The 22694-nt window shown below is 39.4% G+C and carries 24 protein-coding genes and 3 tRNA genes; 1 reads left to right on the top strand and 26 read right to left on the bottom strand.

Features of this window, described 5'->3' with window-relative positions; genetic code table 11:
- Positions 1-278 precede the first annotated feature (278 nt).
- The 5 genes from MOQ65_RS08555 to MOQ65_RS08535 form a co-directional block, all read right to left on the bottom strand.
- Positions 279-1322, bottom strand: coding sequence for a 5-oxoprolinase subunit C family protein (locus MOQ65_RS08555; protein WP_373027851.1), 1044 nt, complete (start codon positions 1320-1322; stop codon positions 279-281).
- Positions 1303-2043 carry a 5-oxoprolinase subunit PxpB gene (gene pxpB, locus MOQ65_RS08550; RefSeq protein WP_257847289.1) on the bottom strand — a complete coding sequence of 247 codons (741 nt, stop codon included), beginning with the start codon at positions 2041-2043 and terminating at the stop codon, positions 1303-1305. Before pxpB ends, MOQ65_RS08555 begins: the two co-directional genes overlap by 20 nt.
- A gap of 74 nt (positions 2044-2117) precedes the next feature.
- On the bottom strand, positions 2118-3314 hold the full coding sequence (locus MOQ65_RS08545) for an NRAMP family divalent metal transporter (protein ID WP_257847288.1): 1197 nt from the start codon (positions 3312-3314) through the stop codon (positions 2118-2120).
- Positions 3315-3513: 199 nt separating this feature from the next.
- The gene (locus MOQ65_RS08540) at positions 3514-4284 is read right to left on the bottom strand and encodes a LamB/YcsF family protein (RefSeq protein WP_257847287.1); all 771 of its coding nucleotides are present in this window, start codon (positions 4282-4284) and stop codon (positions 3514-3516) included.
- Positions 4285-4555: 271 nt separating this feature from the next.
- Complete coding sequence (locus MOQ65_RS08535) at positions 4556-6760, bottom strand: ATP-dependent Clp protease ATP-binding subunit (protein WP_257847286.1); 2205 nt, start codon at positions 6758-6760, stop codon at positions 4556-4558.
- 518 nt (positions 6761-7278) lie between these two features.
- On the opposite strand from MOQ65_RS08535, the gene MOQ65_RS08530 reads away from it, so the two are divergent.
- On the top strand, positions 7279-7686 hold the full coding sequence (locus tag MOQ65_RS08530) for a type II toxin-antitoxin system death-on-curing family toxin (protein WP_257847285.1): 408 nt from the start codon (positions 7279-7281) through the stop codon (positions 7684-7686).
- A 66-nt stretch (positions 7687-7752) separates the two neighbouring features.
- Here the strand turns inward: MOQ65_RS08530 and MOQ65_RS08525 are convergent, their stop codons facing one another.
- The 21 genes from MOQ65_RS08525 to MOQ65_RS08425 form a co-directional block, all read right to left on the bottom strand.
- The gene (locus MOQ65_RS08525) at positions 7753-8358 is read right to left on the bottom strand and encodes an N-acetyltransferase (RefSeq protein ID WP_257847284.1); all 606 of its coding nucleotides are present in this window, start codon (positions 8356-8358) and stop codon (positions 7753-7755) included.
- Positions 8355-8522, bottom strand: a complete 168-nt coding sequence (locus tag MOQ65_RS08520; RefSeq protein ID WP_257847283.1) for a hypothetical protein — start codon at positions 8520-8522, stop codon at positions 8355-8357. The genes MOQ65_RS08525 and MOQ65_RS08520 overlap by 4 nt, the downstream gene beginning before the upstream one ends.
- Positions 8523-8639: 117 nt before the next feature.
- A tRNA-Arg gene (locus tag MOQ65_RS08515) sits at positions 8640-8716 on the bottom strand.
- Positions 8717-8821: 105 nt separating this feature from the next.
- Positions 8822-8895: transfer RNA gene (locus MOQ65_RS08510), tRNA-Gly, on the bottom strand.
- An 11-nt stretch (positions 8896-8906) separates the two neighbouring features.
- Positions 8907-8983, bottom strand: a tRNA-Pro gene (locus MOQ65_RS08505).
- Between the two features lie 261 nt (positions 8984-9244).
- Complete coding sequence (locus MOQ65_RS08500) at positions 9245-10450, bottom strand: NAD(P)-dependent malic enzyme (RefSeq protein WP_257847282.1); 1206 nt, start codon at positions 10448-10450, stop codon at positions 9245-9247.
- A 267-nt stretch (positions 10451-10717) separates the two neighbouring features.
- The gene (gene speD, locus MOQ65_RS08495; RefSeq protein ID WP_060924105.1) at positions 10718-11500 is read right to left on the bottom strand and encodes an adenosylmethionine decarboxylase; all 783 of its coding nucleotides are present in this window, start codon (positions 11498-11500) and stop codon (positions 10718-10720) included.
- 84 nt (positions 11501-11584) lie between these two features.
- Complete coding sequence (locus MOQ65_RS08490) at positions 11585-12082, bottom strand: metallophosphoesterase family protein (protein WP_024066691.1); 498 nt, start codon at positions 12080-12082, stop codon at positions 11585-11587.
- Between the two features lie 66 nt (positions 12083-12148).
- Positions 12149-12724 (bottom strand): XTP/dITP diphosphatase, encoded by a 576-nt coding sequence (locus MOQ65_RS08485; RefSeq protein WP_257847281.1) that lies wholly within the window; start codon positions 12722-12724, stop codon positions 12149-12151.
- A 1-nt stretch (position 12725) separates the two neighbouring features.
- Positions 12726-13481 carry a ribonuclease PH gene (rph, locus tag MOQ65_RS08480; protein WP_227721499.1) on the bottom strand — a complete coding sequence of 252 codons (756 nt, stop codon included), beginning with the start codon at positions 13479-13481 and terminating at the stop codon, positions 12726-12728.
- Positions 13482-13655: 174 nt separating this feature from the next.
- Positions 13656-15086, bottom strand: coding sequence for a histone deacetylase family protein (locus tag MOQ65_RS08475; protein ID WP_257847280.1), 1431 nt, complete (start codon positions 15084-15086; stop codon positions 13656-13658).
- Positions 15076-16785, bottom strand: a complete 1710-nt coding sequence (locus MOQ65_RS08470; protein WP_257847279.1) for a hydantoinase/oxoprolinase family protein — start codon at positions 16783-16785, stop codon at positions 15076-15078. The genes MOQ65_RS08475 and MOQ65_RS08470 overlap by 11 nt, the downstream gene beginning before the upstream one ends.
- A 63-nt stretch (positions 16786-16848) precedes the next feature.
- Positions 16849-17499 (bottom strand): coenzyme F420-0:L-glutamate ligase, encoded by a 651-nt coding sequence (locus MOQ65_RS08465; protein WP_005387981.1) that lies wholly within the window; start codon positions 17497-17499, stop codon positions 16849-16851.
- Between the two features lie 12 nt (positions 17500-17511).
- Positions 17512-18051: a hypothetical protein gene (locus MOQ65_RS08460; protein WP_257847278.1), complete on the bottom strand. Its 540-nt coding sequence runs from the start codon at positions 18049-18051 to the stop codon at positions 17512-17514.
- 12 nt (positions 18052-18063) lie between these two features.
- Positions 18064-18867, bottom strand: a complete 804-nt coding sequence (gene murI, locus MOQ65_RS08455; RefSeq protein ID WP_257847277.1) for a glutamate racemase — start codon at positions 18865-18867, stop codon at positions 18064-18066.
- Positions 18860-19279 carry an acyl-CoA thioesterase gene (locus MOQ65_RS08450; protein WP_005387975.1) on the bottom strand — a complete coding sequence of 140 codons (420 nt, stop codon included), beginning with the start codon at positions 19277-19279 and terminating at the stop codon, positions 18860-18862. The genes murI and MOQ65_RS08450 overlap by 8 nt, the downstream gene beginning before the upstream one ends.
- Before the next feature lie 118 nt (positions 19280-19397).
- Positions 19398-19742, bottom strand: a complete 345-nt coding sequence (locus MOQ65_RS08445; protein WP_060924113.1) for a YkvA family protein — start codon at positions 19740-19742, stop codon at positions 19398-19400.
- Between the two features lie 19 nt (positions 19743-19761).
- Complete coding sequence (locus MOQ65_RS08440) at positions 19762-20613, bottom strand: hypothetical protein (protein WP_156719658.1); 852 nt, start codon at positions 20611-20613, stop codon at positions 19762-19764.
- A 137-nt stretch (positions 20614-20750) separates the two neighbouring features.
- Positions 20751-21518, bottom strand: a complete 768-nt coding sequence (locus MOQ65_RS08435; protein WP_257847276.1) for an SDR family NAD(P)-dependent oxidoreductase — start codon at positions 21516-21518, stop codon at positions 20751-20753.
- Positions 21519-21529: 11 nt separating this feature from the next.
- Entirely contained in the window at positions 21530-22324 is a 795-nt protein-coding gene (locus tag MOQ65_RS08430) for a TSUP family transporter (RefSeq protein ID WP_257847275.1), read from the bottom strand.
- A 65-nt stretch (positions 22325-22389) separates the two neighbouring features.
- On the bottom strand, positions 22390-22686 hold the full coding sequence (locus tag MOQ65_RS08425; RefSeq protein WP_005387967.1) for a YerC/YecD family TrpR-related protein: 297 nt from the start codon (positions 22684-22686) through the stop codon (positions 22390-22392).
- Positions 22687-22694 lie beyond the last annotated feature (8 nt).

Raw genomic sequence — 22694 nt, 5'->3', positions numbered from 1 at the left:
TAAAATAAAACCTAATAATTGGGGTGATTTTATACCATAATTTAGAAGAGAAGATGAATTTAAACTCACATTTTAACTTTTCCCATATAAATATAATCGATAAATTATAAAAATAATTGTCAAAACGCCTTATATAGCTACACTCTAATAACCCCACCTGTTTTACAGTACTATATTTCATTAAATTTTTATAAATTAGTTTTTCAGTCAAATTGAGATACATTGGCAGGCAAAAACAAAAATAACGTCTAAAGAATAATCTCTTTAGACGTTATTTTTTATATGACATTATTTAATTTAAATACATAAGCACTTTGTTCATGTGCTAATTTGATACGTTTCTGTAATCGTTTCATATAGGCTCGGTATATATCTTGTGCTTCGTCAATAGACACGATATTAAAGTTAATCCCATCCCCTACCGGCAATTGGCTAAGCCGAGGTAGGTCTGCGGTAATGATAGTGCCTATTTTTGTATAGCCCCCTGTTGTTTGGCGATCTGCCATAAGGACAATGGGATGTCCATTCGATGGCACTTGGATAGAGCCAAATACGGCACCATCAGAAATAATATCTGCACTGTCTACGTGTTCAATTTCAGGACCATCTAAGCGGAAGCCCATACGGTCACATTCTACAGTCAGTGTATAGATATTATCACTAAAGGTCTTGATTCCCTTCTCGGTGAAATATTTTGCCTGATCACCTAATACAACGCGTAACGGTTCATGACATTCACGTCCCCCACGGTTATATAAGGCGGTATTGAATAGGGTATGCCCTTCGCCACGGTAATCGCAGACATGCACGTCATCTCTGGTAAACGCTTTGATACCAAGTTCATCGCCCTTTTGTAATGGTCGCCCCTCAAGTCCTCCAATTTTCGCCTTTGTATGGGTCGATACACTGCCGTTGATGCTTGGCACGTCGATACCTCCAGAGAAAGAAATGTACATGCGCACGCCACATTGGCTAAAACCGCCGGAAATGACATCTCCGTCATGACATACAAATGGAATATATCTCGGTACTCGCACACTATTGATGGTTGGTTCCATATCGGCTCCTGTGAAAGCAACGATACATGAGCCTTTCACGGTGAGTGTAGGCGGCAGCAATGTGCACTCTAAGGCACCTGCCATTTCTACATTACCTACCAGCGCTTGCCCCAAGAGATAGCTTTCACTATCCATAGGACCGGCTACAGGCATACCATATTGTTGGAACCCAACGCGACCTTTATCTTGAATGGTAGTGTACATACCAGGTGCATTTACGTAGATAGATGATTTATTAAACTCATTAATAGCCACGCAACTCACCTACCTCTACTTCATACATGGATGGCGCATAGTCCGCCCCCAATGCTTTAATATGATTATATTCCACTTCAGCTATCGGCACATAGCGCACATAGTCGCCAGCACTCAATAGCGCCGCTTGTTTCTTGGACATGTCATACATGGTTACCGGTGTACGGCCAATGATTTGCCAGCCCCCTGGAGAGTCGGATGGATACGTGCCAGTTTGTTCCCCTGCAATGCCTACAGAACCTGCAGGTATCAATGTTCTTGGTGAGGATAAACGAGGTGTTGCAATACGTGGATCCATGCCACCCAAATAGGTAAAACCAGGAATGAAGCCAAGCATATATACCAAGTAATCAGTACCACTATGAATGGCTACAACCTCATCTTCAGTTAGATTATTATGAGAGGCTACAAAACCAAGGTCTGGACCAAACTCACCACCGTACACGGTAGGAATTTCCACGACGGTAACAAGTTCATTAGCATTATCTGTTACAGTCTGCTTCAATGTAGGCTCAATGATGTTACACAATTCTGCATAGGAGTATAACATAGCATCATATTGCAAAAGCAATGCACAATAGGTAGGTACTAATTCAATAATGCCCTCTAGATTCAGCTCTTGAATTCGCTCTATCGTTTGACGAATATGTCGATTAATCTTTGGATCGATGACTTGACCAAAATCAATAGAGATAGCGCAATCCCCTACAGGTGAAATTATAGGTTTCATAGGTATCTCCTTCCTAAAACCAGAAAGAACCATTACCTTCAAACGAAAATAATGGTACTTTCATAATTATCAAATTAACCAAGTAATTTAGCAATGCCTTGTAAGGATGTAACGCCGATGTAAGCTGTTACAAGTACTACAATCCATCCTGTATAGTATAACAGTTTATTATGTTTGTAGTCTCCTACGATTTCAGATTTATGAGTAGCAAAGAGCATTACTGCCAATGTAATCGGCAAGATCAAACCGTTTACGGAGCCAGCCAAAATCAACAAGGATGCTGGTTTACCAATGAAGATTAAAATACATGTAGAAACGAAGATAAATGTCATAATAGTCAATTTCTCATTGCGTTCTACCACTTTGAATAATGTTTTTAAGAAGGACACAGATGTGTATGCTGCACCTACTACAGATGTTAAGGCTGCACAGAAGAACACGATACCGAACAATTTATGACCAATTTCACCAGCACCAAGAAGGAATGCAGAGCCAGCTGGATCTTTAGGATCTAACGCAAAGCCCATAGATACAACACCAAGAACCGCTAAGAATAACAAGATACGAACCACTGCATCTACGGACATACCCATGAAGGCTGCACGACGTACATCTTTCAAATGTTCTTGACCAGTAATACCCGCGTCAATGAGACGGTGACCGCCAGAGAATGTAATGTAACCACCTACAGTACCACCGATAAGGGTAATAGTTGCAAGCCATGGGTAATGCGTCGGTGCCACCGCATGAGTAGCCGCTTCAGCCACTGGCGGATTTGTAGAGAATGCTACATAGCCAATCAATACTAGCATAACCGTACCAAGAATTTTAGCTGTGTTGTCTAGTACACCACCCATTTTTGGAGAGGCGAACAATAGAATACCCAAGATACCACTGATAGCCGCTGCAGTCGTTGTATCAATACCAAATACAATGTTTAGGCCCATAGATGCGCCCCCAATGTTGCCGATATTGAACGCAAGGCCCCCAAGGGAAATCAAGAATGCTACGAAATAGCCAAGTCCTGGCAATACTTTATTCGCAATATCTTGACCACGCATTTTAGATATGCCAATGATGGTCCACACATTAAGCTGTGCAATAATTGAAAAAATAACAGACACAATGATGGCAAACGCAAAATCTGCTTTTAAGTCATTTGTAAATGCCGCCGTTTGTAACATAAAGCCCGGCCCAATAGAGGACGTGGCCATCAAGAAAGCTGCCCCCAGTAGGACAGAGAAACTTGCTTTACCTGCAATTGGTTTCATAAGGACCTCCACACACTAACTTATTTATTCATTAATCAACTAACAATCTATTATGTACTTATTATTTATTACGTACTTATTATTTATTACGTACTTATTATTTATTACGTACTTATTATTTATTACGTATTTACTACGTATTTTCTACGTATTTACTACGTATTTTCTATTTATCGCTTATTTTCTAATCGCCGTTTTACTATTTACGGTTCTGAAAATTAGCTACTGTAACACCCGCTTTTGTAAGGCCTTCACGAATGTAGTTGGTGAAAGCTATCGCTTCAGGGTTATCGCCGTGTACGCATACGGAATCAGCTACAATATCAATAGTGTTGCCTGTATTAGTAATGACCTTGCCTTCTGTAACCATCATAAGAACTCGTTCAAGAGCCTCTTGAGGGTCTTTTATGAAAGCACCTGGTTCTGTACGAGGTACCAATGTACCTTCGTCGGTATAACCACGATCAGCAAATACCTCTTGAATAACAGAAATGCCTCGGCGTTGTGCTTCTTTTGCAATATAGCTACCGCTCAATACCATAGCTGCAATATTAGGGTTTACCGCTTGTAAGCCATCTAATACAGCATCTGCCAATGCAGGAGTTACACATGCGGTGTTATAAAAAGCACCGTGTAATTTCATATGTTGTAATGTAACACCATAACTATCGCAGAAGGCTTGTAGTGCACCAACTTGATATATCATATATGCTTTAGCCTCTGCAGGATTGACTGCCATTGCTCGACGACCAAAGCCCATTAAATCAGGATACCCAGGATGAGCCCCTACGGCTACGCCCTTTTCCTTGCACATGTGAACTGTAGCATCCATAATGAGAGGATCCCCAGCATGCCATCCACAGGCAACATTAGCACTTGTGACATGATTTAACACTTCACCATCCATGCCTAATGTGTAGTTGCCAAAACTTTCACCTAAATCACTATTTAGATCTACATAATGTGACATCAATAATCTCCTCCCTTTCTTCATCTCTTTTTTAAATTCTATAGAATATTGAATTTATAGTTATGATTATACTAAATAAATCGATATATTAGCAATGATTTTTATCATATATACAAAATTTCTTTATTAATACACATATTAAAATGCATATTAAGACACAAAAAAGCACCCCACATTATGTGGGGTGCTCTCAGTATCAATAGGTCTATCATTAGTTTGTATATGGAGAGAGTTGTAAGGGATTCATTAGTTAGTGTCGATAGCCTATCGATTATTTATTATCCTTGGATGCAGCATCATCAGCTTGTTTGCTGTCGTCTTTAGCTTTATCATCTGCAGATTTATCATCAGATGTATTAGCAGCATCTTTATCGCTAATTACAATGTGACCAGCCTTCACATCAGCAAGCAAGTGTTTTGCATCGATGTGATCCAAGTAGAAGTCAGTTACATTATCGCGGATTTCAGATTCGATAACACGACGTAATGGACGAGCGCCCATAGTTTTATCGTAACCTTGTTCCATCAATAATTCTTTAGCTGCTTCAGTTACATCAAGAGTAATTTCTTTTTTAGCTAAAGTTTTATTAACTTGATCAAGCATTAAATCTACGATTTGTTTCAAATCTTCTTTTTTCAATTGATTGAATTCGATAACTGCATTGAAACGATTCAAGAATTCTGGACGGAAGAATGGAGCGATACGTTCCATTACATCTACTTTGTTTTCATCGTCCTTATCTTGACCATAGCCAAAGCCTGCGTTAGATGTAGCAATAATAACAGTATTTTTGAAGTTTACAGTGTTACCTTGACCATCTGTTAAGCGACCATCATCCAACACTTGAAGAAGTAATGTAATAACTTGAGGATCTGCTTTTTCGATTTCATCGAACAATACGATGGAGTAAGGATTACGACGAACGCGTTCAGTCAATGTGTTGGAGTTATCTTCGTAACCAACATAACCAGCTGTAGCACCAATCAATTTGGAAACTGCTGTGCGATCACTGTATTCAGACATATCCAAGCGGATGATAGCATCTTTGTTGCCGAACATATCAAGTGCTAATTGTTTAGCCAATTCTGTTTTACCAACACCAGTAGGACCTACGAACAAGAAGCTACCGATTGGACGGTTACCTTCGTCAAAGCCTGCACGATTACGACGAATAGCTTTAGATACAGCTTCTACTGCTTTATCTTGACCGATTACATGAGCTTGTAAACGAGATTTCATGTCTTTCAAGCGTTCAATATCGGATGCACCCATTTGAGATACAGGAATACCAGTCATTCTTTCAACGGCTTCAGCTACGTCATTGACTTGAGCCACAACCTTTTGGTTTTCAGTGTGGTTGTCGATTTCTTCTTGTAACTTTTGAATACGCATTTTTTCATTAATAGCGGATTCGTAATCTTCTTTTTGAGCAAACTCTTCTTGTTTTGCTTTAGCTTCTGCAATATCTGCTTCTAATGTTTTAATATCAGTTACAGGATGTTGGGAAGCCAAGTGAGCTGCTGTTACATCGATCAAGTCGATAGCTTTATCTGGCAAGCTACGTTGAGGAATGTATTGTACGGAATAATCTACAGCTGCTTTCAACACTGCATCTGGCAATTCAATGTTATGATGCGCTTCATACAATGGACGAATGCCTTGTAAAATTTTGAAAGTATCTTCTGGAGATGGTGCATTTACCTTAACTTCATTGAAACGACGAGCAAGAGCTGCGTTTTTCATGATTGTGTTACGGTATTCATCTTGTGTTGTAGCACCGATAACAGTCATTTCACCACGGGACAAAGCAGGTTTCAAGATATCTGCTAAACCTTTAGAACCTTGACCATCACCTGTGGAACCAGCACCCAAGATTTGGTGGATTTCATCGAAGAACAAGATAATGTTACCAGCAGCCTTAACCTCTTTGATAAGGTTTTGGATATTTTCTTCGAAGGAACCACGATATTGAGTACCAGCTTCCAAACCGGAAATATCAATGGAAATGATTTCTTTATTTTTAATAGCTGCAGGAACATCGCCATTAACAATTGCTTGTGCCAAGCCTTCTACTACAGCTGTTTTACCAACACCAGCATCACCTACGAGTACAGGATTGTTTTTAGTACGACGTGCTAAGATTTCTGCTGTTTCTTGGATTTCTTTATTACGGCCAATAACAGGATCGAGTTTACCATCACGAGCTTGTTGAGTTAAGTTTGTACCTAACTTAGCAAGGATACCATCTTGTTTCATTTTACCTTGTTGTGCAGCTTGAGCAGCTTGCATTTCTTCATTAGAAGGTAAACGACCGGTTTGACGATAGAAAGCAAACTCTTCTGGAGTCACTTCACGACCATTAATTTTATAACGACGGTTTTCTGTGGAATAACCACCCATGTTCCCCATCAATTGATTGAATAAATCATTCATGCTACCGAAATCGCTACCAAAGTTATTGAAATTGTTGTTCATATAAATTACCTCACTTTTTTACTACAAGTATATCTGTTTGACTTTTTAAGTCTGTTTAATTTCTTGCTTTATTTCTAGGTTTCTTCAACCTTATGACATTATAATAATCTGATTAAGTCAAAAAGTCAATAGGTCAAAGATAAAATTTTTGACTTTTTTTGACTTTTATTTTGACTAATTAGATTTATATGACAAGAATATAGATAAATGCTGGGTTTGTGAGAGATAATTAAATTTGAACTTTTAAAATATTTACTATAAATTAGATTGTTTATATTAATTTATTCCCTATATAATAGATATAAAAGTCAAACATATAGTAAATATAAAAGTCAAAAATACAGTAAAGGAATTTAATTTATGATGTCAAAAGATCTGAAAATTACCGATCGCAAAACAAACCACAACCCCTCTATCATAACTAGTGATACTAATAAAGAGCTAAAAAAGCAGATAAAAGACATCTCGCAACAAGTATTAAAGCGTAATTATGACCTATATAAAGCATTGGAGAATAAATGAGTACACCTAATATTCAACTTACGGTACAAGATATCTACGAACTGCACAGAGAATTAGAAGATGCATTTGTCCTCTCTTCAGGAGTGCGAGATAAGAATCTATTAGCGTCAGCTGTAAATACCCCATTTCAAACATTTATGGGGAGCGACTTATATCCATCTCTCTGTGACAAAGCAGCACAATTATGTTATGGTATCGCCAATAACCACCCTTTTACAGATGGCAATAAGCGAACTGCACTACACAGCATGTATGTGTATCTTATTATCAATGGTTTTGATATTGCCGCTTCACAACAAGAAGTTGAAAACCTAATTATCAATGTGGCCGCAGGAAATATGACAAATGTAGAACTAGCATATTGGTTGGAGAAAAATACGATAGAAATATATAAAAATATATGATTTTTACAACAAAAAAGGTGAATGGAATCTCCATTCACCTTTTTTTAATATAAATTTTAATGCTAATCATAAATATTTTAAGAGTTGAATTAGCATATGTCCCGCAAAATCTTGTTCATCTGCATCCAAGCTACGTTCACCAAATACTTTAAATCCGTTCCTAATATAGAACTCTATCAACTTCTCATTATTTTCACACTCTAAATAAATAAATTTACCACCAACTAAAGATTGGACATGGCGTAACATATCTACAGCCATGGTTAATAATTCATTACCAGTGATAAGTTCTTTATATTTATAATTCTTCCCAAGTTGTCCAATAAGTGGAGCTGCGATATGATACTGTTTCAAAACTGCATCATAAGTGCCAAACTTATTAAACCTTCTTTTCATATTCTTACTAATTTCATTTCCCTTTGTTTTTACAACAAAAGATTTACTACCAGATACAGAAAAATATCCAGCAATCTTGTTTTCACCTTGATAAGAGACCATTACTAGATATGTTTTTGCAATTGCTGATTTAGAAAATTCAACAGCTTTATATTTTAAAAAACTTTCTATATCAGGATTGAGAGGACTCTCAAAGTCATTTAAAATTGTTCTAATCTGTTCCTCAGATTTAACTTGTAAAAGTAAATCTAGATTAACAATTTTAAATCCTATCATATGAAAATCTTATCAATTTCGTCTTTTGTAGCCATGGAATAAGATCTAGAAAACTCAACAGGAACACTTTTTTGCTTTTGCGCACTCTCTAACGCATGTAAAAGCTTACTACAATCTTTTTTGTTCTTAATAGTTACATTCTTTAAAAAACTTTTTGTAGCCATGTATACACCGCCTCCTCCTATTCTTTATCTTTATTATATGGTCAAGCACCTTAATTAGCAATACATTTATAGTAAGAAAAACAAAAGCGAAGTCAACAAGAGACTTCGCTTTTTCTTTGGTGATCCAGGAGGGATTCGAACCCCCGACCCACGGCTTAGAAGGCCGTTGCTCTATCCAACTGAGCTACTGAACCATGTGGATTACCTATATATGTAATTATCTATTATAGTATAAATTATGTACTATGTATCGTCAACTGTGCTCTATTGCAGTTTACCCTAAAAAAGGCAAAAAAAAATGGAGCGGGTGAAGGGAATCGAACCCTCGCGACCAGCTTGGAAGGCTGGGGCTCTACCATTGAGCTACACCCGCAAATAAAAAAATGGTCGGAGCAGCAGGATTCGAACCTGCGACCCCCTGGTCCCAAGCCAGGTGCGCTACCAAACTGCGCTATGCCCCGTCATTAATTACTTGCTAATTATAGCAAACCTGGTAGTTGATGTCAACCACTACTCTTACTGAGTTTTTACTCTGTTGAGTATCGCTCTGCAACGAAAATTATTATATCATTGATACAAATTAGTGACAAGTACTTTTTTACAACTTCATTAATTTTTTAAATTTTATTAGTTCATATAAAAACATGCACCCCTTTCGAGGTGCATGTCATATTATTCTATAGTTATTTTATGGTTATGCCAATACTTTTACAGCAAATAGATTAACCTTCGTAGCTACCGTCTTCTATTACGCCAGGGTTTTTAGCGATACCTTGTTTTACAGCAACTTTAGCAACTGCTTTTGCAACAGCTGGAGCTACACGAGGATCGAATACGGATGGCATTACGTTTTCTTCGTTCAATTCGCTATCAGGAATCAAGTTAGCCAATGCATCAGCAGCAGCTAATTTCATTTCGTCAGTGATTTGAGCCGCACGTACGTCGATAGCACCGCGGAATACGCCAGGGAATACTGCTACGTTGTTGATTTGGTTAGGAGCATCGGAACGACCAGTACCAGCGATGCGAATACCAGCTGCTTTCATATCAGCATATGTTGCTTCTGGGTTAGGGTTAGCCATTGCGAATACGATTGCATCGTCAGCCAAGTTTTCCAAAATTTCTTTTGTGAATGCACCTGCTGCAGATACACCAAGAAGAATATCAGCACCTTTAGCATTTTCAGCCAAGTTGCCATGTTTTTCTTCAAGTTTAAGCAAGTCGATCAATTCAGCTTGCAAGGAGTCAAGACGTTTGTAATCTTTGTGCAATACGCCAGAAGATACTAACAATGTAATATCACGAGCGCCTGCAAGGTATAACAAACGAGCAATGTTTGCACCAGCAGCACCAGCACCGTTTACAACGATTTTAGCAGTAGCTAAATCTTTTTTAACTAAACGAAGAGCGCCTTTTACACCAGCCAAACATGCGATTGCAGTACCGTGTTGGTCATCATGGAATACAGGGATTTCCAATTCTTCTTTCAAACGGTTTTCGATTTCATAGCATTTAGGAGAAGAAATATCTTCCAAGTTAATGCCAGCAAAGTTTTTTTGCAATAATTTTACAGTGTTGATCAATGTATCAGCATCTTTTGTATCTACAACCAATGGAATGCAGTCTACATCGCCGAATTTTTTGAATAATAAAGATTTACCTTCCATTACAGGCAATGCTGCTGCAGCACCGATATCGCCAAGACCAAGTACACGAGTACCGTCGGATACAACGGCAACCATGTTGGAACGGCAAGTTAATTCAAAGGATTCTGCTTCATTATCTTTAATACGCAAGCATGGTTCTGCTACACCTGGTGTGTAAGCTACAGATAAATCATGAGCGTCTTTTAATTCATATTTTGTCCCTACAGTAAGGAAACCTTTTAATTCACGTTTTTTTTGTACAGCTAATTCACGTACGTCCATAATAATTCTCCTTTGTGGATAAACTCGGACTCTTTTGAGTCGGTAATTAATACCTTTAACTAATTGTATTATACAAAATGATATATAACAATTCAAGTTTTTTCGATATAGTTTTTCGAATATTTTAGAATTAAATTTAATTAATCTAATTTAGTAATAAAAATGATAATTAAATAAAAAGTAGATAAGCCATATACGACTTATCTACTTTGGTACTATATACATATTATCCGATAGGACACATAGCATACAGAATATATATTTTATTTATGCTTTTACAGATGGCAAGTTACGACCATAGAAAATTTCCATCATTTCTTGTTTTAATTGATGTTTAATTTGTTTGATTTCTCGTTCACTCAATTCAGATTCAGTAATCCCAAAGAGATAGTTATCTAAATCAAATTCTTTTAACATCATTTTTGTGTGGAAAATATTTTCTTGATATACGTTTACATCAATCATGTTGTACATGTTACGAGTTTTTGCGTTGATGTAGTTTTGGATGGAGTTGATACGATGATCGATATAGATTTTCTTACCAGATACATCACGTGTAAAGCCACGTACATGGTAGTCCATTGTAAGGATATCGGAATCAAAGCTTTGAATCAAATAATTAAGTGCTTTAAGGGGAGAAATCTGACCACATGTAGATACTTCAATATCTGCACGGAACGTACTAACCCCTTTGTGCGGATGGCTTTCAGGATAAGTATGTACAGTAAGGTGAGATTTATCAAGATGCATGACTACATCTTCCTTTTCAATTTCCTCTTCAGAAATCAAAATCGTAACAGACGCACCTTGAGGGTCGTAGTCTTGTTTCGCTACGTTAAGGATGTTAGCACCGATAATGCGGCTTACTTCCGTTAAAATAGCTGTTAAACGATCTGCATTGTATACTTCATCAATGTACTGAATGTATTGCTTTTTCTCTTCTTCCGTACGAGTATAACAAATATCATAAATATTAAAACTCAATGTCTTTGTGAGATTATTAAAACCATATAATTTCATTTTAGGCTTTGCTTTAACTGGTGTATCCATGATATGTCATAACCCTTTCCATGCATAGACTTACTATTTTTTTGAAAGCTTACCCCGTCGAGGCTCAAAGCTTTTACCATATAACTAAACAATATCTTGTTTATACACAAACTCTACACTAAACTGTCCATTATCGTAGGTAACGATAGCAAATGTACCGCCTGAGCGGTCCCGAGCCAACGATATACTGCCGGGATTCACAAATACCGCATCACGAACACGAACCTCACCATGATGATGACTATGACCGGATACGATGAGTCGCGCCCCCATATCAGTGCCTAACTCAATCAGTTTTTGTATTCGATTATAATATGATACCTCATGACCATGAGTCATGTAAATATAGGTATCCTCTAGAGGAATCAACTGTTCTCGCGGTTCAAGAGGCTGTACACGGTCATTATTACCGCGCACTGCATACACAGGAATATCAGTATGTTCCTGCATATAGCGTGCATCATCACCATAATCACCAGCATGAAGCCACATATCGATTTCTTGGTCTGCTGTAGCCTCCAAGACAAGATCTATATCATCTAGATACCCATGGGTATCACTTAAAATACCAATTCGTTTCATTTTATAAGTTCTCTAATACTATTATATTACATATTTATATGAACTATACCATATAGTTCGAAAATATTAAAGCTTGTTAATTAATTTGCGTAAAGCACGGCCACGATGGCTGATAGCTTCCTTTTCTTCAATGCTAAGTTCTGCCATTGTCTTTTCAAATTCAGGTACATAGAAGTATGGATCATAGCCAAAACCATTGTCCCCTTTTGGCTCATCTTGAACAAGTCCATCACAATAGCCTTCAGCTGTCACTTCACGGCCATCAGGATATACGAGAGCTAAGGCACATACATAATGACCTGTGCGGTCGCTTTTACCTTGCAGTTCGCGAATTAATTTTTCATTATTAGCTTGATCATCACCATGGTGACCTGCATAACGAGCAGAATACACACCTGGAGCCCCATTAAGAGCATCTACAGTGATACCAGAATCATCGGCAAGGCATGGACGATTTGTAGCCTTTGCATAATAGCGAGCTTTTAAAAGAGCATTTTCCATAAAGGTTGTACCAGTTTCCTCTGGTTCTTCGATGGAAATGACCTCTTTTACCGGCACACAGTCAATAGATAAATGAGAGAAAGCTTCGGAAAACTCACGAATCTTCCCTTTATTCCCTGTTGCTAATACGATTTGTTCCATCTTACACCTCCGGAGCTGTAGGATATACCTTACCTACTTTATCTGCTGTCGCACCAAGTACTTCACGTTGTTTAGCCATAAGCTCATCGGTAGCAGCCTCTGCTAAATCAAGTAATGCGTTGAGTTCATCACGGTTAAAGGTACCGTGTTCACCTGTACCTTGTACCTCAACCATGTTGCCAGAACCGGTGCGCACCACATTCATATCTACGATAGCAGCACTGTCCTCTTCATAGCAAAGATCTGTAATAGGACCGTCAGGACCAATGCCTACAGAAATAGCAGCACAGAAATCAGTAATTGGGAATTTGCCTGCTCCACCAAAGGTGAAGTCCACCGCATCAACAAGGGCCACAAAGGCGCCTGTAATAGAGGCTGTACGCGTACCACCATCGGCTTGAATAACATCGCAGTCGATCGTAATAGAACGTTCACCGAGTGCTTCAAGGTCTACGACAGCGCGCAATGCACGGCCGATAAGACGTTGAATTTCAACGGTACGACCTGTTTGTTTTCCCTTTGCAGCCTCACGGCTCACGCGAGTTTGCGTAGAACGTGGCAACAAGGAGTATTCTGCAGTTACCCAGCCTTGGCCAGAACCTTTTAGCCAGCGCGGCACAGAATCCTCCACAGTAGCCGTGCAGATAACCTTAGTCTTGCCGCACTCAATGAGTACAGAACCTTCTGCATACTCTGTAAAATTCCGTGTTATTTTAATAGGTCGCAATTGACCTGCTGTTCTATTATCGCTGCGCATAGGAACCTCACCATTCTAAATCTAAACATTAGAACGCCCCTTACACAAAGGGGCGTTATCTTTTCTTATTATATCACAATTTAACTATTTTTTATCACTACGAATCAGATTATAGTTACCCATTCTAACACAGTATGGTTCATTATCAGGAGTCACAACTTTGAGAATCTACTACTATACCTCGTATTGTCCATCGCCAAGTGGATCTACCACTACATAACGGCTTGCACCGCCTTCTGCTTTAGCCCGTTTGGTCTCTGTAATGGCATCTTGACGAGTTCCCTCATCAGCTTGCCAAGGAATGAACATGGCATAAACACTTTGTGGCCCATAGGGTCCATATTGACCATGTGAAAGTACGCTATGCCATCCAACTTTATTTTCGTACATACGCACCTTTTCAAGGCGTTCCTCTTGTACACCTGTTTCATCGTAGTACACATTGTAGCGGTTCGACCATATATCGCCCACACCGGTGCGTTCCTCTTCGGCCATCTTATGACGGTTAGCCCATTGTACCTTCCACTTAGCGATAAGGTCATCAATATAAGCGGTTACATTTTGACTTTGCTTATATTTAACAGGATCAAAGGCAGGTTCGACGACCTTGCTGTAATCAAGGCCTGCCATAGATAAAATGATACCAGTATTTACATATGGCAATGCTTCTTGTACGGAGTAACCACCTTCTAAGACAGCTATATCTGCTTGCAATAAATCTACAAGCTCAGCATAGCCCTTTGCGGTTACCTGCATATTAGCCAATGGATCGCTAAAATGATTATCTTGCCCTGCAGAATTAATAACAATGTCTGGATTGAATTCTTCTAGGATTGGCAATACTAACTCACGCATAACCTTCATCAAGCCTTCGTCACCAGTCCCAGGTGGCAATGGGATATCTATATTTCCGCCAATAGCCTGTGGACCACCGAATTCATCCATAAAGCCTGTGCCAGGATATAAGGTCCGTCCATCTTGGTGGAAACTAATGTATAGTGTATCTGGATCATGGTAGAACACATCTTGAGAGCCATCACCATGATGTACATCTGTATCCACCACAGCAACCCGTTTAATACCATAGGTTTGACGCATATGTTGAATCATGACAGCTTCAATGTTAATGGTACAGAATCCACGAATACCATGAACCATGGCCATCGCATGATGCCCTGGCGGTCTTACTAAGGCAAAAGCGCGATCTACTTCACCGCGCATAACCGCATCAGCAGCGGCAATAGCACCACCTGCAGACACACGATGTGCTTCCGTTACCCAGGACTCTAAGTCAGGAGCGCCCACATGAACGCGCTCTATGGTATCCCAATCGGCCACGATAGGATTATATTCCACAATATTGGGTATATCTAATAAGCCTTCCTCAACGATTTGATCACGCGTATACAGCAAGCGCTCTTGTCGTTCTGGATGGGTTTCAGAAATCTTCCAGTCGAAAGCAGGAAAAAATACAAGCCCTAAACTATGCTTTGATGCATTTGTATCAGTATGTAACGTATCATCTACATTTGTATTAATACCTTTATTCATACCCGCAAGTCCAAGTCCATGACGCTCACGATAGGATAAGCCTTTATTCCACATACTGTTTCACCCCCGCTGCTAATTGTACTTTTACAGTGATTAATCGTTCCATCGATTGCCAGCCCTCAACAACAGGGAAATCTTCCATACTAATGACCTCTATATCTTGGTCTTTACCAAGACCTAAACGCAATGCTTCTTCACTGAGAGCTTCTTTAGCTCGTTCCACTACTTGTTCTACTCGCTTCAACGTACAGGTTTGTTGTTTAATCCCTAGTTCAGGAATAACGAGTAAGCGTCGTTTTGTATCGACATGAACAGTGAGTTCAATGGTCGATAATGCTAGGGCTGCTCCAATAGCATTCGCCACCGCCGCATTCTCTGGAATTGTGACAGGCAAATTCAAATACTCGCCAATACTTGGGCCTAGACTAGGGGCTGTGCCACCTACTACCACGATTTGAGCAGGCACAAATACATCGGGATTCACAATATCCGCTACTACATAGATAGGTCGTTTATTTTCTGCCTTTACCACCTCATCTATGCCATGCTGAATTGTTTGCAACGCCTTATTTACGATTAATCGAGCAACATCAGAAGCAGTTATATCCTCTGTTAATTGTTGTTGAGTCTCAGTTGTATTTCCGTTTGTACTAGCATTTAGTCTATTAGCCAATACCTCCATAGCTCGTTCAGCTAATCCAACCTTACCATAGCTCGCATACCCTAGTACGATGAGAGCATCCCCTAGTGTAGGTTCTGTCCCACCTAATGCTACCGATGGGCCCACCCGTTCAGGTCCGACAGTAATCTCACCATCTACAACGCGAACAACAGATTCACCGCCAATACCAACAGAGGTAACGGCAAAGGAGCGTACCGCACTTGGATATTCACGAATAGATACACCACTTTTAGTCATCAACGGTCTGCCTTGTTTCCACAAAGAAATATCTGTAGTGGTACCGCCAATATCTAAAGCAACTGTATGTTCATTTCCAATAGCTCCAAGAGCAGATAAGCCTAGTACAGTTGCCGCAGGACCTGTAAAAGCGGTCTCTACAGGTCTACTCACCATATGTTCCATAGGTAAAGAACCTCCATCGGCCTTTAATATATGAAGTGGAGCCTTAATGTTTCGCACGCTTAACGCATCTTCTACATTCTTCTTAAATACTGTAAATACCGGTGTTACAGCGCTATTAAAATATGCGCTAATAGTGCGACGCGGAAAATTCAAAGAGCCGCTTAATAAGCTGCCATTAGAGATAGTATTATATCTATCTTTCAATGCTTCTGTTATAGATAATTCTTCTTGAGGATTCCGTACCCCAAATTTAGCAGATACAGCAGCCAAATCTGTGCCACTGCGAGATTGTACCATTTCGGCTATATGTCGAACTGCATTTGTAGGTGTACGTTCCACCACAATACCTCTATGATCAGTATAACCTTGAAGACAGACAGGATTTACAGGGAATATATCGTCCACATTTCGGCCAGGTCCCGTTACTACAAACAAGTCTACTACTTGCTCTTTCTCTTCCACGATGGTATTTGTTACCACAGTAGTAGACAGCGTAACTTGATCAATATTTGTAGTATCACAATGTTGGAGAATTGCATCAAGGGCCTCGCCTATGCCTTGCATTAAATTATCTTTGGTAGTCCGTCTTTTAGCAGATGCTACTACACGATGGCCATCGATGATGACCGCATCTGTAAAAGTACCACCTACGTCTAAACCTAGTAACATACGACCTCCTAATTAGTATAAAAAAAGCTGTACCCATCTCTATGTGATGAGTACAGCCTTCTGTTATTTACCAGATACAGATGCGTAATTTTTAATGATAACAATCGGAGTCATTTGGCTATCATTACCAAATGGATTGTCAATCAACAATTGTGCAATTTTATTACCGTCAATGCCACGGCTTGTACCTAACACAGCGGAACGTTTCAAGTCATTAACGTCAGCTACAACAGCGCCATAACAGCCTGTGCGAGATACGATTTTCTCAGCTACTTTATCTGGATCCTTTGGACCAAATACGATGTGCTTGTCGAATGGAGGCATTGTACCAGTTACATCATCTGTTAAAGATGCTGCACGAGCAATTGCATAGAATACACCTGGTTTGCGGAAAATCTTAGCAATAGCGCCTAAAATGAAGGCACCCAATACTTTCCATTTACCATCTAGATTCATAGCGGATTGCATGCCATAAATGGATGCCATAGAGCCATCTGGATGGATAAAGCGATTAATTAAACGAGCTTGCCAGCAAACATTTAGTTCTTCAGGACGTGTAAAACGACCTTGTGTAATAGCTACTACAGATTCAGCTACACATACGATATCTTCAGGTCCAATATTATGACCGCCAAATTCAACGATAGCATCCACGATGTCATCATTATCTGTAAGAATACGTGTTGGCACACATACTAACTCTAATTCTGCCATTGTTATGCCTCCTTATTGAACCAATGCTGCTTGAACTTCTTCAGCAGTTAAACGAATACGTTGTTTATCGATATGATAATCTGTACGGCCTACGATTTGGTAGTAAATATCGATGTCCATATAAGGGAATCCCTTAATATCTTCACGAATATTGCCATTTTTACCTGTTAAGGTAACGAATACACGAATAGTACCACCTTTGCGAGGTTTGATGATAATAGCTTCAAAATAACCATCATGACGAGGACGATTAATGTCCATAGCCCATGCATGTGCTTTCACAGCATCAAAATGTTCCTCTGGCAACAATGGACGTGGGAATAAGTCCATAATTGTACCAAGTTGACGTCCTTTGTTCACAAATGGAATATCACAGAACAAGGTAATAGATTCAAAATTACGGTCAGATACTTGGAAGTTTGTTGCACGTTTTGGCAATAAAATAACCTTTTCATTACCTTGTTTCAATACGAACAAACGGAATAATAAATACAAAGCTGCAATAGCTACAATAATAGCTATTACTACACTTAGGATGTTATAAAACCACATAGGGCATCTCCTTTATAATGTAATATGTTCAATGCTGCGACGACTTGTATCAAGGAAAGAGGCGCTCAACGTATCACCAAGCTCAATATCCTTTGTAAAATACAATGACACAGTCCCCGCCGTTTTTTGAGGGTTAAACAAATCTTTACCCTCTAATCTGCGGCGAACAAGTTCACTCGTTTCAAAAGCAGGGTCGATGAATTGAATGCGCCCTGACGTTAGTTCCTCTAGCAAAGGTTGTACAAATGGGAAATGAGTACAGCCCAAAACTACGACCTCAATTTCTCGGGACAATAAAGGTTCTAGATATTCAGTGCATACATCGCGTACAGAATAGTCATCTAAATGACCTTGCTCAATGAGGCCTGCCAATTCAGGACAAGGTTGTTCCCAAACAAGCACTTCATGATCAACTTCAAGGGCTACATGTTTATGAATATGACTATTCACAGTTGCTGCCGTCGCCATGATACCAATTGTCTTGCTCTTGCTTTGACTAATCGCTGTTTTTACGCCTTGTGATACTCCAATAACGGGTACAGACACGCGTTCACGTACCGCATCAAGGGCTACAACAGTAAACGTATTACAAGCAATAACCATCAATTTTACAGGCTGTTTTTCAAGAGCCTCTGCAATATGACAAGCTAAATAAGTAATTTCATCATCACTACGATTCCCCACCGGGTTATTCGCATTATCACCAATATAAATGAAGTCTTCGTTAGGGAATTGTTCTTGTAAGACCTTTAAAACAGATAGCCCGCCTACACCGGAGTCAAACACGCCGATAGGCAATTGTTGTACATTACTCATTAGGCATCTCCTCAACAGCTGCTAACATAGGCTGATAAAAAGTATCGTCTAATCGCACAATTTTACCTGTTGATTTTGACATAAATGCATTCTTAGTCTCTCCCGTAGCTAGGAGCGCACCATCACTGGCACGGCGCATACGATAACGGAATATCATTTGAGCACGTGTCATTTTAACCAAGTATGTTTCGATGTGAAGTTCATCATCAAAATTTGCTGGTTCTTTATAATTGCAGGATACATTCATGATAGGAAATACAATATCCTCATTCATCATATCCCACAGGGTTACACCGATTTGACGAAGGAATTCAATGCGTGCCATTTCAAACCATCTAAAATGATTACTATGGTGCGCAATACCCATCATATCGGTTTCGTAAAATCGTACATTTACTGAAGCAATATGCATATATTTATCCTTCTTTTTTCATAGAATACAACCTTCATTGTATATCTATTACTTTAGCGTGTCAAATAAATAAAGGCAGTTCAATCGCAACGGATCAAACTGCCTTAATGGTTAAAAGCTAGTTACTGCCACCAAATGGGAAGTATTTTTTTGCCTCTTCTTGATGACGAGTTTTAATGTAACGATTGGCAACCTTGAAGGCAAGACCAAGCACGGCTACATCATCTATCCAACCTAATACAGGAATTGTATCCGGTACAATATCAATAGGTAATACGAGATACCCTAAGGCACCAGCAATGACTGCTTTTACATATTTTGGAGTGTCCTTGTCACGCATACAAAGGAACAAGGTCACTGCTCGTTGTACAAAGGCAAGCTTCTTACCATATCGTCCTAAAAAAGCGGCGAATTTAGATTCGTTAAAATACTTACCATATGTAATAATTTTTAATGGATTCATCTTCATAATCCTTTAGCGCCTATTTGCGCAAACCACCAATTTTATCTTTTGCTGTATTAACAGTGTTTGTAGCAACATCTTTTGCTGTTTCAACAGCATCATTAGCTTTAGTTTTTGCAGTTTCTACTGCAGCTTGTGCAGAAGCTTTAGCTACTTCTACGCCACCTTTAGCTAATTCTTTAGCTACATCAATATTTTCTTTAGCAACATCAATTTTCTCTTTTGCCGCATCGGTTACTTTCGCCACAACTTCTGCTGCATTGTCATGAAGTTGATATTTTGTTTCTGTATTCCATTTATCGATAGCAGGTGTTACTTTTTCTTCGTAAACTTGTTTCAAAGTTTCTTTAGCAAGACCTGTTTCATTAGCAATACCAGCCCAAACGTCGCGTTGACCTTGTGTGAAAGGAATGCTAGCGCTTGCATCACGGATGATGTCACCTGCTATAGCTTTACCGCTTTCAAGGAATTCAGCAACCATTGGTTTATAACGTTCGATATCAGAAGGCATACCATCTTGGATCCAAATGTGAGCAATTTTACCGATAGCATATGTTAAACCAACTGCTACAGGAACGCGAACTGCTTTTAGAGGAACAAGAAGAGAAATAGCCGCTGTACCTACAGCTGTGCTAAGACCACCAACTAGCCCCACTACGGCACCAGATTGTAATTCTACTTCGTAAAGATGTGCAATGCGAGTTACCATATACGTTGCATTGGCGCACAAAGCAACACTGCTGAATTTAGGGGATAATGCCAATGCCGCTGCACGACCTGCACCCCAGAAAATAAATTGTTCAACTTGATAGTCACGGTCTTGAGAACCATCCATAAGTGGCTCAAGTGTTACGCCATTATATTCTGCCATAAGTATTCTCCTTTGTTGTGAACCAACTATAGGTCATATTATTAGTATTATTATACCATTCTATTGCTAGAAGTGAAATGAATTTTTCTAATTATCTATAGATTTAAAAAATAAAATAACTTCCAATATTTTCTATCTTACCAACTAGTGAGACCACCATCGATAGTCCATGCTGCCCCCGTTACAAAGGAAGCTTTATTGCTCAATAAAAATACAATAACCTCTCCAATTTCATGAGGTTGACCAATGCGTCCCAAGGGATAATGTTGGCCCATTTCAGCCTTAGCAGCCTCTGCATCTTGCTGAGCATTTGCAATTTGTTTATCTACTAAAGAGGTATCCACATCACCAGGACAAACACAGTTAACGCGCACATTATGTGGTGCCATTTCAAGGGATAGTGATTTCGTAAAACTCACTACCGCACCTTTTGAAGCACCGTATACAGAGCAAGCCACATTACCTTGTAAGCCTGCATCACTAGCTACCGTTACGATACTGCCCTTTGTAGCGCGCAAATAGGGCAATGCCGCTTGGCACAAGAAAACCGTACCTTTCACATTGGTGCCAAACATTTCATCAAAGGCTGCTTCCGTTACATCTGCCAGAAGCTCTTCTTCATAATAGCCTGCTGCTGTTACGAGAGCAGAAACACCGCCGAATAATTTAACGGTTTCTTTTACAATACGCTGACAATCTTCAATCTTCGATACATCCCCTTGGATGTACTGCACCCTTGAAGAATAGCGGCGCAATTTCATCTTAGCCGTTTGTCCTGATTTTTCATCACGACCGTTAATGACAACACACCAGCCTTCTTTAAGAAGCAATTTTGCCGTAGCAAATCCGATGCCCGATGTGCCACCACTAATCAATGCCACTTGTACATCACTTTTATGAGGCATACCTTGCCCTCCTATAATGTGGAAACATAGTCATAGACTAATTTCAACAACATAACTGTCGTTACCGACAAGAATACAACACGTACCAACGACGAACCCTTAGCAATAGCTAAATGAGATCCTAAGTAAGCACCTATAATTTGGCCTACCCCTGTAGCTAAACCGTACTTAATATTGACGTGCCCTAAATAGAAAAACACGATTAAAGATGCTAAATTACTAGTAAAATTCAATATTTTTGCATTCGCAGAAGCATGCAGAAAATCAAAGCCAGTAAAGATAAAGCCCATAATCAAAAATGTACCTGTACCAGGGCCAATAAAGCCATCATAAACACCAATGCCAAGAGCAAAAGCCATGCAAATATACAATGCTTTTCCTGCTACTGCTGAGGTACGGTTTATTTCGCCCCAATCCTTTTTAAATACCACAAAAAGTGTGACACACACGAGTAGGACGATAATAATAGGCTTTACATACAAGGGTGGCAATGATACAACTGCTAAGGTACCAAGCATGGATCCTATAAATGTAAAAGGTAGTAATTTACGAACTAGAGAAAAATCAACCATGTGATTTCTTAAGAATGTAATTGACGCACTGCCAGCTCCAAATATACTAGACAGCTTATTACTGCCTAAGGCCATACTCGGCGGAAGGTTGGTTAATAGCATAGCAGGAACAGAGATTAGTCCCCCACCGCCCACAATGGAGTCTACAAAGCCGGCAAAAGCACCTGCTACAGCGAGTAAAACGAGAATTAGGATATCAAATGGTAAACCTGTTACCTCAATAAGCCACTCCATATAAACCTCCTGTAGATAGCACATCAACGGTCGCCAAAAGGCCACCGTTGTCATGCTAGTTTATTTTATTTTGCACCTAGACGATCTAAAGCCAATGTGTATCCATCAGCACCATAGACTAAGCATCGTTTGACACGACTAATAGTAGCCGTGCTCGCACCTGTTTCTTCTACAATTTTTTCGTAGCTATCACCGGCACGTAGCATTTTTGCTACTTGTAAGCGTTGAGACAAAGCTTTCAATTCATTAATCGTACAGATATCTTCAAAGAACGCATAGCACTCCTCAGTATTTTCAAGCGTTAATATAGCGGTGAATAGCTCATCGTTTTGTTCACTTCTCAACTTCTCATTGATACTCATAGGATCCT

Origin of the sequence: Veillonella faecalis, from assembly GCF_024677885.1 — a bacterium.
GTDB classification, from domain to species: domain Bacteria; phylum Bacillota; class Negativicutes; order Veillonellales; family Veillonellaceae; genus Veillonella; species Veillonella nakazawae.
The sequence above is the reverse complement of the archived record's forward strand: the minus strand, read 5'-3'. Positions and strand labels throughout refer to the sequence as shown.

Excerpts from the sequence above, each read along its gene's own strand:
- pxpB (WP_257847289.1), bottom strand. The coding sequence starts at position 2,043 with ATGAAACCTATAATTTCACCTGTAGGGGATTGCGCTATCTCTATTGAT.
- MOQ65_RS08545 (WP_257847288.1), bottom strand. The coding sequence starts at position 3,314 with ATGAAACCAATTGCAGGTAAAGCAAGTTTCTCTGTCCTACTGGGGGCA.
- MOQ65_RS08540 (WP_257847287.1), bottom strand. The coding sequence starts at position 4,284 with ATGTCACATTATGTAGATCTAAATAGTGATTTAGGTGAAAGTTTTGGC.
- MOQ65_RS08535 (WP_257847286.1), bottom strand. The coding sequence starts at position 6,760 with ATGAACAACAATTTCAATAACTTTGGTAGCGATTTCGGTAGCATGAAT.
- MOQ65_RS08530 (WP_257847285.1), top strand. The coding sequence starts at position 7,279 with ATGAGTACACCTAATATTCAACTTACGGTACAAGATATCTACGAACTG.
- MOQ65_RS08525 (WP_257847284.1), bottom strand. The coding sequence starts at position 8,358 with ATGATAGGATTTAAAATTGTTAATCTAGATTTACTTTTACAAGTTAAA.
- MOQ65_RS08520 (WP_257847283.1), bottom strand. The coding sequence starts at position 8,522 with ATGGCTACAAAAAGTTTTTTAAAGAATGTAACTATTAAGAACAAAAAA.
- MOQ65_RS08500 (WP_257847282.1), bottom strand. The coding sequence starts at position 10,450 with ATGGACGTACGTGAATTAGCTGTACAAAAAAAACGTGAATTAAAAGGT.
- speD (WP_060924105.1), bottom strand. The coding sequence starts at position 11,500 with ATGGATACACCAGTTAAAGCAAAGCCTAAAATGAAATTATATGGTTTT.
- MOQ65_RS08490 (WP_024066691.1), bottom strand. The coding sequence starts at position 12,082 with ATGAAACGAATTGGTATTTTAAGTGATACCCATGGGTATCTAGATGAT.
- MOQ65_RS08485 (WP_257847281.1), bottom strand. The coding sequence starts at position 12,724 with ATGGAACAAATCGTATTAGCAACAGGGAATAAAGGGAAGATTCGTGAG.
- rph (WP_227721499.1), bottom strand. The coding sequence starts at position 13,481 with ATGCGCAGCGATAATAGAACAGCAGGTCAATTGCGACCTATTAAAATA.
- MOQ65_RS08475 (WP_257847280.1), bottom strand. The coding sequence starts at position 15,086 with ATGTGGAATAAAGGCTTATCCTATCGTGAGCGTCATGGACTTGGACTT.
- MOQ65_RS08470 (WP_257847279.1), bottom strand. The coding sequence starts at position 16,785 with ATGTTACTAGGTTTAGACGTAGGTGGTACTTTTACAGATGCGGTCATC.
- MOQ65_RS08465 (WP_005387981.1), bottom strand. The coding sequence starts at position 17,499 with ATGGCAGAATTAGAGTTAGTATGTGTGCCAACACGTATTCTTACAGAT.
- MOQ65_RS08460 (WP_257847278.1), bottom strand. The coding sequence starts at position 18,051 with ATGTGGTTTTATAACATCCTAAGTGTAGTAATAGCTATTATTGTAGCT.
- murI (WP_257847277.1), bottom strand. The coding sequence starts at position 18,867 with ATGAGTAATGTACAACAATTGCCTATCGGCGTGTTTGACTCCGGTGTA.
- MOQ65_RS08450 (WP_005387975.1), bottom strand. The coding sequence starts at position 19,279 with ATGCATATTGCTTCAGTAAATGTACGATTTTACGAAACCGATATGATG.
- MOQ65_RS08445 (WP_060924113.1), bottom strand. The coding sequence starts at position 19,742 with ATGAATCCATTAAAAATTATTACATATGGTAAGTATTTTAACGAATCT.
- MOQ65_RS08440 (WP_156719658.1), bottom strand. The coding sequence starts at position 20,613 with ATGGCAGAATATAATGGCGTAACACTTGAGCCACTTATGGATGGTTCT.
- MOQ65_RS08435 (WP_257847276.1), bottom strand. The coding sequence starts at position 21,518 with ATGCCTCATAAAAGTGATGTACAAGTGGCATTGATTAGTGGTGGCACA.
- MOQ65_RS08430 (WP_257847275.1), bottom strand. The coding sequence starts at position 22,324 with ATGGAGTGGCTTATTGAGGTAACAGGTTTACCATTTGATATCCTAATT.
- MOQ65_RS08425 (WP_005387967.1), bottom strand. The coding sequence starts at position 22,686 with ATGAGTATCAATGAGAAGTTGAGAAGTGAACAAAACGATGAGCTATTC.